Origin of the sequence: Kitasatospora sp. NPDC091257, assembly GCF_044757675.1 — a bacterium.
Classification (GTDB): domain Bacteria; phylum Actinomycetota; class Actinomycetes; order Streptomycetales; family Streptomycetaceae; genus Kitasatospora; species Kitasatospora lactacystinica.
Window position 1 is genome coordinate 1,357 of record NZ_JBIVVI010000051.1, and the last position, 14,896, is coordinate 16,252.

Below are 14,896 nucleotides of genomic sequence, written 5' to 3' on the forward strand. Positions count from 1 at the left end.
GGAGGCGGACGCGGCCGCCGCCTACGACGCGGACGCGCGCCAACTGGAGGCCAAGAAAAACCAGGAGAACGCCGTGGAGGACAAGATCCAGGGCGAGGAGAGCCAGATCCGGCAGGAGGCCTCCCAGGTCGACGCCAGGTCCTCCCAGCTCGACGCCGCCTCCAAGGCCAACGACACGAAGGCCGCCAATCTCAAGACGAAGGAACAGCAGCTCCAGTCCCGGGGCCGGCAACTGCTCGCGCAGATGGCGCAGGCGATCCAGAGCTTCGTCTCCGTCCCGTCGAACCCGGCGGCCGCCATGAACCAGGGCGGGGACGCGCCCGCTCCGGCCCCGCAAGCCGGCAACCGGTCGGCCGGCCAGGACGAGGACACCGGCGACAGCCCCTACCGCCAGCCCCGGGCCGCCGCGCTGACGCAGTACGCGAAGCAGCACGGCACCACCGTCGACGCGCGCCCGGGCACGGCGTACTTGACACCCGACGCCGTCCGGCGGCTCCCGGCCGCGCAGGCGGCGGCGCTCGGCAACCCGGCCGTCACCTACGACGGTCTGGTCCGCAAGCCCAACGGGCACTACACGGCGGTGCGGGTGCGACCGCCCGGGACCGCCGCCCTCCCGGCCCCGGCACCGGAGGTGCTGGCATCCGGCGGGCTCGTTGTCTACCAGGCCGGCGAGCGCGCGTCGTCGACGAGGTCACGTCCGTCGAGGAAGCACCGAGCCTGTCACAGCCCGGCCCCGCGAACCCGCCGTCCCCCGATTCCAATTCCGATCCCGCCGACTGCCGGAGCGGTTTCGGTGGCGGATGGCGCACGTACCTGCCCGTCGACCGCTCCGGCCGTGCCCAAGGCGCGGAGGCGTGCCTCACCAAGGACTTCATCGACAACAACAAGGGAACCGCACCCGACACCAAGACGGTGGCTCCACCCGCATACACCTGGGCGGCGATATACGCGTCCAACCTCGGCGACCGGCCCGCCAAGAGATGGCGCAACGCCTGCCACCTGTTGGCCGGTTCGCTCGGTGGCTCGGGCACCAGCTACGACAACCTCGCCACGTGCTCCCGTACGGCGAACTCCACGAACATGGGGGGATCGCCGCCTCACCACACCAGGAACATGGGCAGCTACGAGGATGAAGTCCGGAAGGTGCTGAACAATGAGCTCGGCGTGGTCGTCCACTACACCGTGACCCCGGAGTACGACGGGACAAGGGTGGTCCCGACGCAATTCCACGCCGAAGACCTCATGCCTGGGCCGGGGCCGGGGACGCCCCAGTCCCACCGGTCCAGCCCGGGCAGCTCGAGTCCTCGCGCGAGTTGGTGGTTTCCGTAGGTGTTCCAGGTCGCGACGGTGTCCTGCTCGGTGGTCACCGGGTCCTCCATCAGATCGCGGGGCGGGGGTCAAGGGCGCAGGGCGTAGCAGTGCAGGACGTCGAGGTCGGCGGTGTGGACGGCGGACCAGCCTGCGGTGAGGAGTTCGGCCTGGGCCGGGGTGATACCGAGGTGATGCAAGGGGTCGGTGGCGGGGCGACGGCCGACGATCTCGGTGACGACCCAGAAGGTCCCGCCCGGGGAGAGGAGGTGGCGGACGCGGTTGAGGAAGGCGGCCTTGTCGTCGATCCACCGGTAGACGAGGCGGCAGGTGATGACCGCATACGCCGGCTCCGGCATGGCGCGGAGGTCGTCGGTGGTGAAGTCCATGCACTGCCAGACCGGAACCCGGCCCGGCTCTGGGCCCTGGGCCGCGGCGAGCGCGATGGCACTGGTGGAACAGTCGATACCGGTCGTGCGGTAGCCGAGGTCGGCGAGGCGCCGGGCGAGCGAGCCGTCACCGCAACCGATGTCGAGGGCCGGGCGGTCACGGCCGGTGCCGAGACGGTGTTCGAGCAGCCGGTTCTCGGCGTCGTCGAGCTGCCGGTAACGGCGGCCCTGGGACCAGAGAGGCTCCCAGTAGGTCGCGGCCGCAGTGGACGTGGTGGTCATGAAGCGGCTCCTTCACGGGCGGATAGCACGGCCGCGCGGGCGGGGATCTTCCGCAGCACGCGGATGGGCGAGGCCAGCAGCAGGACGACGGGGACGACTTGGAGGAGTGCGCCGACAGCGAGGGTGGCCCGGACGTCGACAAGGACGACCAGGCCGCCGGCGGTGACGGCGGCAAGCGGGCGGACCCCGGCGGTGAGCGTGGTGCTGGCCGACTGCATCCGGCCCTGGAAGGCCGGATTGCATACGGCCTGGCGCAGGGACCGCTGGCTGGTCCCCGCCGCCGTCGCCCAGAACAGCTGCACCGCCAGCGTGGCCGCCAGGACTATCTGCCACCGCAGGCCGTGACCGGCGCACAGCAGCGGCACCTGGGCGAGAGGGCTGACTGCGAAGCCCGTGGGACCGATGCCGATCCGGGCGACGCTCCTGGGCGCGAGCAGCGCACCGGCCACGCCGCCGGCGCCTCCGACGCCCATGATGGACAGGGCGGCGATCACGGTGCGGAGCGGGGCTTCGAGCGCGGCTGGCCCGGTAGCGGGCAGGTTCTGGTGCAGCCCTTCGGTGGTGCGGGCCTTGAGCTCCAGGCCGTGCAGGCCGTCTCCATCCCGCGCCCGATCGGAGCAATCCGTTCCGGACTCAACGCCCCTTCCCTCACGAGCACTTGTGAGCTCACTCGGCCACCCTAGTGCCAGCTGGACGCGATGGTGGGCGGCTCGGTGGGAATTACCCCATCAGGAGGAAACTGCAGCGCGGCGACTGGTGAACGGCGTGCCGCTCAGGCGGTGAAGTCAAGGAAATCTCTGACGTCAGGGACGTTCCGATGCGCCCGCAGCTTCGTTCTGAGATCGGCTAGGGCGGTGCTGCCGCGGGCGGAGTTCACGCCGCCCATATGCTCGACGGCGAGGTGAGCCACGGCTACGGCCTGTTCGACAGCATCGAGTTCGAGGTGTGCTTCGGCAGCGCGCGCTTCGTAGATCGCGGCTCCGCGGGGGAAGGAGTCTCCGTCGTAGTTCTCCTGGAGCTCGGCGAAGCCCACGGCGGCGGCCTGCTGAAAGTGGTCCAGCGCGCGGCCGGGATGCCCGAGGTTCAGCGCTGAGCTGCCGAGGAGTTGGTAGATCTCTCCGAGGTTCACCCAGTACAGCGACGGCAGGTCCTCGGCGAGCGGGATGGCATGAGTATAGGCGTCCAGGGCCGCGTTCGCTTCCCGGTCGGATGCCCGCCGGTCACCCGCGCGCGCGTGGGCCCGACAAGCCCGGGCGTGGAGCATCGCGAGCATCCGGGCAGATCCGGTCGTACGACCGGGGGCCTTCGCGGCTTCCAGCAGGGAAGCGGCCTCCTGAGGGGAGCCGGTCGAGTACAACTTGATCGCCCAGAAGGAGAGGGTCGTGGCCAGGACCTCCGAATCCCCGGAAGTAAGGGCGTCCTCGGCCGCGTCCGCGAAGTGCTCCTCGGCGCGGTCCGGGTACCCGCTGTCGTACGCGGTCCAGCCGGCCGCCCGTTGTGCGTCGGCCGCGGCGGCGAGCAGACGCTGACCAGTGGCCTCGTTGTAGGACGTGGTCCGCAGTGCTTCCGCGATCATGTCGAATTCGTTGACGGCGGCGTTGTAGACGTGGCCCGAGCCGACCTTGTCGTCGAGGTGTCGTAGGGCGATCAGGCGCTGTTCGTGGAGGGTGGCGAGGTCGTCGCCGACGCGTTGGCCGGTGCTGGCTGTGGCCGGGGCGACGGGTGCGAGAGCGAGGGCCATGCCGCCAGCGGCGGCGGAGATCATGAAGCGGCGGCGTTCCACGGTTTCACCGGCCTTTCGTGGGGCCTTCAGCGCGGTTGGGGTCGCGCGGTGCGGTGCGAGCAGTGCTTCGGGAACTGCGCGATTCAGCCACGTCGGCCAGCCGAGGTCCACAACGTCGTGTCGGGGGACGTTCAGGAGATGGGCGAGCGCGAGTTGGGTGTGTCTGTCCGGCTGGGTCCCGGTCTTCCAGCGGTGGAGCTTCTGCTTGTTGGCCGCCAGGTTGCCGAAGCCCAGGCGTTGATGGCGTGACGCGATCCGTTTCAGTAAGGCTTCTGCCTTTCCCCCGTGGTGTGCGACGAGGTAGTCGAGTCGATCCCCGACTTCGCTCAACGGTGCTCCCTCCGTTGCTGGACCGGCTGTCCAAGTGTCTCCGGGCGGAGCCGTTCGCGGGAGTCCCTTCGCGGGGTGGATGACCGCTGGATGACCGCGAGGCCACGCGAGATGACGCCGGCGCTCTTCCTGCCTCCTTCAGCCGGCGGGTTTCCTTGAGAGCGGCCAACCGGTGCAGCTGCAGCACGCTGCCGGTGCGGCTTCGGCCGTGACGTCCCGGCCGCCGGATGGGTCCGAAGGGGACGTGGGGTTCGGGAAGCGCACATCGATAGGGGGAAGAATGGCATCTCCATGGACAGAACGGACCGGCCCCGGGCGGCTGCGGTCGAACCCGGTTCTCGCGGCCCCCGGCGCGGGGCCGACTCGGGTGACGTATTCCTCCGTCATGCGTTCGCCTGCCGGGTACGCAGGCGCGGCGGATGGCTGCGAGGCGGGCCTGCTAGCGCGGACGGTGTTCGCGGTCGTCCTGGCGGTCTGCACCGGCGGCCGGGATCTGCGGGTCGCGTGCGGGACGACGCAGGCCGGTGACCCCTTGCGGGTCGAGGCCCTCCAGGTGCTTCCGCGGGCCTCGATCCGTCAGCTCTCCACACAGTGGATGTCCGGCCCGCCGGTGTCGGTCACCGCCGAATCCGGTGGGCTGGCGTCCCTTCAGCACCTTGTTGAGTCCGCTGCCCTCCCGGCCTTCGACTTCTCGGCGTCCGGCCCGGTTTCGCTCGCGCCGCTGGCCTTTCTCGCCTGCTCTGTGCGCACCGTCCCGAAGGGATGGGCGTGGACCTTCAGTTCCCTGTCCTGCGCCGCCGACGAAGGCGTCCTGCGGGCGCTCGCCGAACGGGTCGAGACCGTGTCGCACGCCCTGGCTGCCGAACCCGACCTGACAGCGGAGCAGGCCGCGAACTGCATAAGGCCGTTGGCCTTCGAGGTCCGGGTGCTCGGAGGCGCGGGTTCCTCGGATCTGACCGCGGCCCTGCGCGGCTGGGGCCACGCCGTCGGGCTGCCCGTCGAGGTGCACCGCGTCGAGGCCGAGGATACCCAGGCACCGGTGCCTGCCAACGGGTACTTCCAACCGGCGGCGTGGGGAGCGAACCTCGTCGTCCTCCAGCAGGGGCTCGATAGCCTCCCGCAGTCGAGGCCCGGGGAGCGCCCGGGCGGCACGGACGGGCTGGAGGCGGATTTGGGGGCGCTGCCGGACGGCCGCCCGGTCGTGGAGGTGAACGCGAACGAAACGCGCGAGCTCTACGACGAGATCGTCACCCGCAACCAGTACCTGCGGCACGGGGTGCGGCTGTACGACGGCGACATCGTTGTCGACGTCGGCGCCAACATCGGGATGTTCGCGCTGTTCGCCGCCGCGCAGGCGGACAAGGTCATCGTGCACGCCTTCGAGCCCGTCCCCGTGGTGGCCCGGGCCCTGGAGGCGAACATGCGCCTGTACGGGGTCACCGGCACGGTGAGCTGCGCTGCCGTCGGAGCGAGTGCCGGCGTCCGTGCGCTCACCTTCTACCCGCAGTCGTCGCTGCAGTCCGGCTTCTACGCCGACGCCCAGGGCGACCAGCAGATCGTGGGGCAGTACGCCCGTCACCAGGCCGAGGCGCTTCCCGATCTCACGGCCGAGCTGCGGGCGGTCGCCGCCGAGGCCTTGGAGCCGACGGCCCGGGCGCGGACGGCTGACCGGCAGGAGCTCGAGGTCCCGGTGATCCGGCTGTCGGACTGGATCCGCGGCAGCACCGTGGGCCGGATCGACCTCCTGAAGGTCGACGCCGAGCGCGCGGAGGAGGACGTCCTCGCCGGCATCGACGACGAGCACTGGCCCCTCATCGGCCAGGTTGTCGCCGAGGTCCACGACTTGGACGGCCGGGTCGACAGGCTTCGCGACCTCCTCCAGGGTCGGGGCTTCGAGACGGTCGTCGACCAGGACCCGCTGTTCGCCGGCTCCGAGATCTTCATGCTGTACGGCCTTCGGCCCGATGTCTCGCGCGCCGAGGCCCCGTGGATGGAGCGCCAGATCGCTGTGGCCGAACGCTGGGCGCAGACGTCGGCCCTGCCGCTGTTCGTGACGGCGCCGCCCGGCGCGATGCCCGCCGAGACGCGGACCGCCCGTCAGGTCGTGGAGGCCTGCGGCCTGACCTGGGTCGATCCGCCGCCTGCGGGAGCAGCGGGCGTGGCCGGGGAGCGGGACGTGCTGCTGGCGTGGGCGGAGGCGGTGCTGCGTCGGATGACCGCCGATCAGCGGCCGGTGGCCAAGGCCGTGGTCGTGGACGGCGACAACACGCTGTGGGGCGGGGTGTGCGGGGAGGTCGGACCCGAGCACGTGGACGTCGCCGGACCCTACCGGCAGGTGCAGGAGGCGCTGCGCGGGCAGTTGGAGGCCGGGCGGGTGCTGTGCCTGTGCTCGCGCAACAACCTGGTCGACGTGGAGGCGGTGTTCGCCGCCCACCCGGACATGCCGCTGGCCCTGGGGGACTTCACGGTGGTCCGGGCGGGCTGGGGGGCGAAGTCCGTCGCCGTCGGCGAGATCGCCGAGGAGCTCGGCTTCGCGGTGGAGTCGCTGGTCTTCGTCGACGACAGCGCGGCCGAGCGGGCCGAGGTGGCCCTCGCGCACCCGGGGATCACGGTCGTCGACCTGCCGGCCCGCCCGGAGGCGTTCACCGCCGCGCTGCGCGGGACGTGGCAGCTGGCGCTGGAGGGCACCGGGACCGCGGAGGACCGCGCCAGGAGGGCCCTGATCGCGGTGGAGGCCCGACGTCGGCGGGCTGCCGCGCAGTCGGCGACGACCATCGAGTATTTGGAGCAGCTGGACCTGCGGGTGGAGGTGCTCCCCGCGCAGGAAGAGGAGGTGGAGCGGATCGCGCAGCTCGCGGCCCGCACCACTCAGTTCAACCTGGCGCTGCGCCGCCACACGCCCGGAACGGTCCGTCAGGTCCTGGCCGGTGCCGGGGTGGCGCTCTCGGTCCGGGTGCGCGACCGCTTCGGCGACTACGGGCTCGTCGGCTTCGTGTCGGCCGAGGCCGACGGCCGGGTACTGCGGGTGAAGGACTTCTTCGTCAGCTGCCGCGCGCTGGGACGCAGCGTCGAGTGGTGCGTCCTGCGGGAGCTGGCCGAGCGGGCCGGCGCTCTCTGCCTGGACGGCATCGCGCTCACCGGTACGACGGGGCCGCGCAACCGGCCGGCCCTGGAGTTCGCCGCCGCAGCCCAGGCCCGCTTCGGACTCCCGGGCACGTCCGATCTCGTGGCCGCTGCGGCCGCTGCGGCCCTGGACTGGCGGCTGGTCACCGCGCCGCGGACTGCCGCCACCCCGGTGGCCGGTCAGGGCCGGGCCGCCGGTGAGGTGTCGAGGGTGCGCTGGCCCGTCTCGCAGCAGGCCGCCGCGCTGGCCGCCGATGCCTACCAGCGCCCCGGCGAGATGGCGTCCACCACGCCCTACGTCGCGCCCGAGACCGAGACGGAGCGCCTGATCGCAGCGGTGTGGGAGGAGACGCTGAAGGTCGCGCCGATCGGCGTCCACGACGACCTGTTCACCATGGGCGGCGACTCGCTGACCGCCGCCGTGATCTGCGCGCGCCTTCGCCGCCACGGGGTGGACCTGGCGGTCCACGAGCTCCTGGCGCACCCGACGGTCCGCGGGGCGGCCCGGCAGGCGGGCGCCGCGAGGAGGTCGGCCATCGAGCTGCCGGCGGACGCAGAGGCCGGGCCGGCGTCGCTCGGGCAGCAGCGCATCTGGGCGGCGGAGACGGTCGGAGGTCGCGGAAATGCCCAGGTCATCCCGCTGGCGTACCGGATCGTCGGTCCGCTTGATCTCGGCCGGCTGCGGTCGGCGCTGGCTGCGGTCGTCTCCCGCCACCCGGCTCTGCGCACCGTGCTGGTCGACGACGGCGGGACGCTGGTGCAGCGGCGGCTGACCGCCGAGGGCGTCGACATCGAGGTCCACGACGTGTCGAGCCTGCTGCCCACCGAGCGGGCCGACCGGTCGGACCTGCTGGCCCGCCGGTTCTTCCAGACGGCGTTCGACGTCGGCAGAGACGTGCTGCTGCGCGCGGCCGTGCTGCGGCTGGGCCCCGACGACCACGAGCTGCTGCTGATGCTGCATCACAGCGCCGCCGACGGCTGGTCCGTCGACGTCCTCCAGCGCGACCTGGGCGCTGTGTACGCCGACCCGCAGGCCTTGGCCGGCACTGCGGGCGGTGCGACGTTCGCCCAGTACAGTGCCGCGGCCGCCCAGCGGAACGAGAGCGGCGCGTTCGATCAGGGCACGGCCGCGGTGCGCGCCGCGCTCAACCGGGCGGCCGCCCGCCCCTGGAGCACCCCCTCCGGCCTGCCCACCGAGCCGCGCCACCTTCGCTTCACCCTGGACGCCGACCTGGTGGCCGCGGTCCGGTCCGCCGCCCGGAGCCGGTCCGCCATCCCGGTCGCCGTCCACCTCGCCGCCTGGCAGGTCCTGCTCGCGGCCGCAGCCGGCACGGACGCGGTTGTCACGGGCTGCCCGGTCGCAGGCCGCGGCCAGGAGGCGTTCGCCGCCACGGTCGGCTTCTTCGCCAACCTCGTCCCCGTCCCGGCCCGCGTCGACTGGTCCGCCACCACCGGCAGGCACCTGGAGGCGGCCATCGCGGTCGCAGCAAAGGCGCTGAGCCACGCCGAGGTGCCCTACGGGCTGATCGCCGACGGCGCCGGCGCGCTGTACGACACGCTCTTCACCCTCCAGCCGCCCGCCACGCACCCGCTGCACCTGCCCGGCTGCACCGTGACGGGCAGCGAACCGGCACTGTGGCCGGTGCCGTGCCCGCTGATGCTCGACGTCCAGGAGCACGCCGACGGCGCCAGCGCACTGCTGCGCTTCGACGCCCACGCCCACCACCCCGTGGATCCGCCGTGGCTGGCCGAGGCGTACCCGCTCGTCCTGGCCGCGCTCTGCACCCTGCCCGAACTGCCCCTGCAGCGGCTGCGGGACCTCCTACGGCCCGGCACCGCCACCGTGCACGACCTGATTCGCGCCCGAATGGCCCATCTGCGAGAGGACGACGAATCCCGGTGACCACCACCAACCCCCGACCCGCCACCGCCACCACCGTGTGGCAGATCGACGCCACCGACGGCCCGGCCGTCGCACCATCCGCACCGCAGCACCACCACCTGGCCGCCCACCCCGAAGCCGCCTTCAGCACACCGCTCCTCGAACTGCGGCTGACCGGGCCACTGGACACTGACCGCCTCCGCGCAGCCGCCGAACACATCCTGCGCGAGCACCCCGCGCTGCGCCGCCACCTCGCCTCCTCCGTCGGGGCGCAGCCGCCGGTGAGGCTCGCCCGCCTCGCCGACGGCAGCCACACCCTCTGCCTGAGCCCGGCGCTCGGCTCGGTGGACACGACCGGCCTGCTGCGTGCCGCAGCCGCCATCGCCGCCGGCTACCGGAGCGGGGCCACGGCCGGGGCGGGCGGCCCGGACCCGCGGACGGTCGACGACTTCCTCGCCGGCCTGCTCACCGACCCGGACGCCACCGCCGGCCGCGAGCACTGGCAGAGCCTCCGACTGGACACGGCGGCCGAGGACCTGGCCCGCACCCTGGTGATGCGCACCGCCCTGCCCGGCCCGCGCCTGCACCTTCCCGTGCCGCTGGACGATGCGACCGCAGACTGGATTATCCGTCTCGCCCGAAACCTCCAGGTTGGCGTGGATGCCGTGGTGGTGACGGTGTGGCGGCTGCTGCTGCACCGGATCGCGCCCGGCGAGGACGTGGCGATGGGCGTGTTCGTCCCCGGGGCGGTGGAGCAGCTGCCGGACACGATCGGCCTGCTGGGCCGCTGCGTCCCCGTGCCGGTGCGCCCGGAGGCCGCCGAATCGCTCGCGGACGCAGTCCGGAGCGGCCACCGCGAGATCGTGCTCGCCGCCCGGCTCGGGGACTTCTTCACCCATCAGCGGGCGGGCGGCGAGTTCACGGTCGGGTTCCGGCACGTGGAGGCGCCCGGGCTCGACTTCGGTCCGGGCCTGCACGTCACCGTCGAAGCGGTGCGGGCCGCGACCGACCGCATCCGCCTCGACCTGCACTCCCTGCACACGGGCGGCCGGCTGCTCCTGGCCCTGGACGCGGACAGCGCAGCGGTCACCGAGGAGAGCGCCCGGCGCCTGGCCACCTGGCTGGCCTCCCTGTGCGCCGGCCTGCCGGACCACCTCGACATCCCGGCCCAGGCCGCGGCCGGGCGGATCCTGGACCCGCTCGCCTCCGGCAGCCGCCTCACCGGCACGGACCGGCCGGACACCGGCACGGCGGTGCACTCCACCCTGGTGGAGGCGTTCACCACCCAAGCCGGGCTCACCCCGGCCGCGTGCGCCGCCCGCGACGACGACCAGGAGGTCACCTACCGCGAGCTGGCTACCGCGAGCGACGCGCTCGCCCGGATGCTGGCCGACCGGGGCGTGGCCGCCGGGGACCGGGTGGCCGTGTGCATGAGCCGCCGGGTGCCGCTGCTGGCCGTGCTGCTGGCCGTCGCCCGCCGCGGCGCCGCGTTCGTGCCGATCGACCCGGTCCTGCCGACCGGCAGGGTGGCCGATCTGCTCGCCGACGCCAGCCCGCGCCTGCTCGTCACCGACCTTCACGGCGACGGTGCGCTTCCGCCGACCGGCCGCCCGCCCGTGCTGCGGATCGACGCGCTACCGCCCGGCCCCCCGACGGCCGGACCCGAACCGGCCGAGGTCCGGCCGGAGACGGAGGTGTACGTGATCTACACCTCCGGCTCGACCGGTCGGCCCAAGGGCGTCCCCATCACCCACGCGGCGCTGATGAACTACCTCGGCTGGGCCTCGCACCACTACGGCACTGCGAACGGCAGCGGCACCCTCGCGCACTCGTCGATCAGCGTCGACATGACCATCACCAGCCTGTTCCTGCCGCTGCTGACCGGGCAGGCCGTCACCCTGCTGCCCTCCGACGAGCCCAAAGACCTGGCCGACGCCCTCACCCGGGCCCGCGACCTGAGCCCGCTGAAGGTCACCCCCGGCGGCCTGCGCCTGCTCACCACCTTCCTGACCGGCGACCAGATCACCCGGGCCACCCGGCACCTGGTCGTCGGCGGCGAGCAGCTGACCGCCTCCACCCTGGACCTCCTGGACGCGCCCGGCCTGCCCGTCACCAACGAGTACGGGCCCACCGAGGCCACCGTCGGCTGCTGCGCCCACACCCTGCGCCTGGGCGAGCACCCGGCGGCCGGCCCGGTGCCCATTGGCACGCCGATCCGGTCCACGACGATCGAGCTGCGCACGCCGGACGGCCGGCTCGCCCTGCCCGGCACCGCCGGGGAACTCGTCGTCACCGGCCCCGGTGTCGCGGCCGGCTACCTCGGCCGGCCCGCCGAGACCGACGCCCGCTTCACCACCGACCCGCACACCGGTGCCCGCTCCTACCGGACCGGCGACCTCGCCGTCCTCGGCCCCGGCGGGCAGCTGGTGATGCTCGGCCGCGGCGACGACCAGCTCAAGATCCACGGCTACCGCATCGAACCCGGCGAGATCGAGGCCGTCCTGACCAGCCATCCCGGCATCACCGCGGCCGCCGTCACCGCCACCCGTGACACGCCGGTGCTCGCCGCGTTCCTCGTCCCCGCCCCCGGCGCCGATCCGGCCGCCCTGTCCGAGGCCGCTGCCGCGCTCGCGGCCGACCGGCTGCCGTTCTACGCCCGCCCCGACCGGTACGAGGTCCTCGACCGGCTGCCGCTGCGCCGCAACGGCAAGGTCGACCGCCGGGCCCTGGCCGAACGCCCCGCACCCACGGCGGCGGGGGAGGCGCTGGACGCGGCCGACCCGCAGCTCGCCGTGGTCGCCACGCTGTGGAGCGAGGTCCTCGACCAGCTGCCGAGCAGCCCGGACGCCAACTTCTTCGCCGAGGGCGGCGACTCCATCAAGGCCGTCCTGCTGGCCGGCCGGGCGCAGCGGGCGGGCCTGGAGCTGACGGTGCACGACATCCTTCAGCGGCGGACCCTGCGCCGGATCGCGGCCGCCGTGCGCCCGGCCGGTGCGCGGGACGCGGTGGAGCCGGGACCGGTGCCGCTGACGCCGAACCAGGCCGGCTTCCTCGCGCGCGGGTCGGCCCGGCCGGAGCGGTGGACCGTGCGGTGGAGCGCCGAGGCTCCCGCATCGGTCGACGCCGGGCGCCTCGAGCGGGCGCTCGCCGCGACCGTCGCCGGGCACGAGGCGCTGTGGACGTCGTTCACGTGCACCGGCGGCCGGTGGACGGCCCGGCTGGGCGAGCCCGGCCCGGTGCCGGTGCACGTCCTCGACCTGGACGGCGTCCCGGACGCCTCCCGCGAGTCGGCTGTCGCCGTCGCCCTGGAGCGGGTGGAGGACGGGATCGACCTCGCCGGCCGGCTGGTGGGCCTGTGCCTGGTCCGTGCCGCCGGCCAGGCGGACCGCGTCGTGTGGGTCGTCCACCACCTGGTCGCCGACGTCGTTTCCCTGCAGAGCCTGAACCAGGAGCTGTGGCACGCCTACGCGAGCCCGGCTGCGGCGGCGCAGCGGCGTGGCGACGGGTACGCGGCGTGGCTGCGGGACCAGGACGGTCGGCCCGCCACACTCTTCCCTTCCTGGCCCGGGTCCGGTGGCCCGGCCGCGTGCCGCACCGCCGTCTCGCGGCTGGGCGCGGATGCCCGCCGTCGCCTGGCCGATGCACGGCAGGCCGCTCCGCGCTGGGCGCTCGCCGTGCTGGGGGCTGCTCTGCTGGGTGCGCTCGCCAAGGTGCGCCCGGACCTGCCGGCCGCGCTGTGCGCCGAGCTCCACGGCCGCGACCGTCCCGGGCTGGACCTGGCGGCCGCCGTGGGCTGGCTCACCGACGTCCGGCCGCTGCGGGCCGAGCAGCACCTGCCGGGCGACCCGGCGGCGCTGGCCGCCGCCCTGTACCACCAGGTCGAGGAACCCCACGGCTGGAGCGGAGCGCTGCCCGCCATCGCGCTGAACTACCTCGGCGACCTCCCCTCCGGCCAGGAGCCGGACCTTCCGGACGCCGCCGCGAACCCGCTGTTCGGTCTGGAGGCCGTCGTGTGGACCGGGCCGGACGCGGTCGAGGTCAGGTGGCGCTTCGACGAGGCGTTCATCCCTGCCGCCACCGTCACCCGGCTCGCCGACGCCTTCGCCCGCCACGCGGCCGCCACGCTCACCATCCGCCCGCAGACCACCGCCGGGCCGGCCGGGCTCTCGGCCGCCGACCTGAGCCGGATCACCGCCACGTTCGAGGGAGGACGATCATGACCGACCGCACGATCGCCGCAGTCCACCCAGCCACCCCCGCACAGCAGGGCTTCCTCCTCGCCACGCTCGCCGCCCCCGGCGACGCCCTGTTCGTCGAGCAGGCCGTCCTCCCCCTGACCGGGCCGCTCGACATGGCCCGGCTGGAGCGCGCCCTCGCGGGGATGATCGACGGCCACGAGATCCTGCGGACCGGCCTCGCCTGGCACCTGGCCGCCGACCCGCAGCAGGTCGTCCTTACCCGGGGCGAAAGCACGATCGGCGTCGTGGACAGCCGCGGCCACGACACCGCCCGCCGACAGGCCGACCTGGAGGACCTGCTGCGCGCCGAGCGGGCCCGGTCGTTCGACCTGACGCGGCCTCCGCTGCTGCGCCTGGCCGTCCAGCACCTCGACGGTGAGCGGCACAGCCTGGTGTGGACCCACCACCACGGCGTGCTGGACGGCTGGTCGCACCTCGCCCTCGTCAACGAACTCCTGCAGCGCTACGCCGGCCACATCCCGCCCGGGCGGCCGGAGTTCGGCGCGTACGCGCGCTGGCTCGCCGGCCAGGACCGGAGCCGGCAACAGGCGTACTGGGCCGGGCACCTGGCCGGCTACCAGCCGCTGCCCGCCGTCGCCGAGCACCCGCCGGTCCCGTACCAGGAGCGCTATGGGCAGCACCGCCTCGCCGTGGACGCGGCCACCGCCGAGGCCCTGGACGGCTTCGCCCGCGCGCACGGCATCACGGCGGCGGCCGTGCTGATCTCCTGCTGGGGCCTGGTCGCCGCCCGGCAGCGCGGCCGCGACGACATCGCCATCGGGGTCACCGTCTCCGGCCGCACCGGCGCCTTCCCCGGCGTCGCCGACCTGATCGGGCCCGTCGCAACGACCGTGCCGATCCGGCTGCCCGCCCCGGCGGGGGACACCGGCCGCTGGATGAGCGGCATCCAGGACCTGCTGGCCGAGGCGGAGGCGAACAGCGCCTGCTCCACCGCGGACCTGTACACCTGGGCTGGCCTCGCGCCGGGCGGAACGCTCTACGACAGCGTGGTGTCGATCGCCAACTACCCGCACACCGACGACAACGACTCCGCGTCCGGGCTGGTGCTGGAAACCGCGAGGATCCGGGCCGAGGGCGGACGCACCCGCCACCCGCTCGCCCTGGTCGTCGAGACCTTCGACGGACTGCGGCTGCGCCTGGTCAACGATCGCACCTGCGCCGCCGACGACGACGCACGCACCGCACTGGACGCCCTGCACGCGATGCTGCGCAAGCTCGCTGATGGGGCGACGCCCTCGGCCGCTGACCTCACCGCGGCCGCCCACAGCCTCGCCCCCTTCCAGCCCCGCCCGCCCGCGACGGCGGACCTCCCGGCGTCCGGCCGGGCGGCCGGCGACGGCGACCCGCTGGTGCGGGTGCTGGCCGACGCCTTCGCCGACGTCCTCGGCCAGCCGGTCCACGCCGACGACGACTTCCTCGCGACGGGCGGACACTCACTGCTGGCGCTGAGGCTCGCAACCCGGCTACGGAGCGCCCTCGGCGTCGACCTCACCCTCGGCGACCTGCTCACCACCGGCACCCCCAGGGCGCTAGCCACCCG

Annotated in this window: 8 protein-coding genes and 1 pseudogene; 4 read left to right on the forward strand and 5 right to left on the reverse strand. The window is 73.8% G+C overall.

What is annotated here, in order from left to right:
- On the reverse strand, positions 1-433 hold a 433-nt coding region (locus ACIQOV_RS04235), incomplete at its 3' end, for a hypothetical protein (protein WP_401044702.1).
- A 479-nt stretch (positions 434-912) separates the two neighbouring features.
- On the opposite strand from ACIQOV_RS04235, the pseudogene ACIQOV_RS04240 reads away from it, so the two are divergent.
- A pseudogene (locus tag ACIQOV_RS04240) lies at positions 913-1,173 on the forward strand (hypothetical protein); the annotation flags it as partial.
- A gap of 2 nt (positions 1,174-1,175) precedes the next feature.
- On the opposite strand, the gene ACIQOV_RS04245 reads toward ACIQOV_RS04240, so the two are convergent.
- The 4 genes from ACIQOV_RS04245 to ACIQOV_RS04260 form a co-directional block, all read right to left on the reverse strand.
- Positions 1,176-1,367, reverse strand: a complete 192-nt coding sequence (locus tag ACIQOV_RS04245; RefSeq protein ID WP_401044715.1) for a hypothetical protein — start codon at positions 1,365-1,367, stop codon at positions 1,176-1,178.
- Between the two features lie 30 nt (positions 1,368-1,397).
- Positions 1,398-1,979, reverse strand: a complete 582-nt coding sequence (locus tag ACIQOV_RS04250) for a class I SAM-dependent methyltransferase (RefSeq protein WP_331768514.1) — start codon at positions 1,977-1,979, stop codon at positions 1,398-1,400.
- Positions 1,976-2,473, reverse strand: a complete 498-nt coding sequence (locus ACIQOV_RS04255) for a hypothetical protein (protein ID WP_401044704.1) — start codon at positions 2,471-2,473, stop codon at positions 1,976-1,978. The genes ACIQOV_RS04250 and ACIQOV_RS04255 overlap by 4 nt, the downstream gene beginning before the upstream one ends.
- 278 nt (positions 2,474-2,751) lie before the next feature.
- Entirely contained in the window at positions 2,752-4,092 is a 1,341-nt protein-coding gene (locus ACIQOV_RS04260; protein ID WP_401044706.1) for a transcriptional regulator, read from the reverse strand.
- A 385-nt stretch (positions 4,093-4,477) separates the two neighbouring features.
- On the opposite strand from ACIQOV_RS04260, the gene ACIQOV_RS04265 reads away from it, so the two are divergent.
- The 3 genes from ACIQOV_RS04265 to ACIQOV_RS04275 form a co-directional block, all read left to right on the forward strand.
- On the forward strand, positions 4,478-9,118 hold the full coding sequence (locus ACIQOV_RS04265; RefSeq protein WP_401044708.1) for an FkbM family methyltransferase: 4,641 nt from the start codon (positions 4,478-4,480) through the stop codon (positions 9,116-9,118).
- Positions 9,115-13,317, forward strand: a complete 4,203-nt coding sequence (locus ACIQOV_RS04270; RefSeq protein WP_401044711.1) for an amino acid adenylation domain-containing protein — start codon at positions 9,115-9,117, stop codon at positions 13,315-13,317. Before ACIQOV_RS04265 ends, ACIQOV_RS04270 begins: the two co-directional genes overlap by 4 nt.
- Positions 13,314-14,896, forward strand: a 1,583-nt coding sequence (locus ACIQOV_RS04275; protein ID WP_401044713.1) for a condensation domain-containing protein, incomplete at its 3' end; no start/stop codon positions are given. The genes ACIQOV_RS04270 and ACIQOV_RS04275, both read left to right, overlap by 4 nt.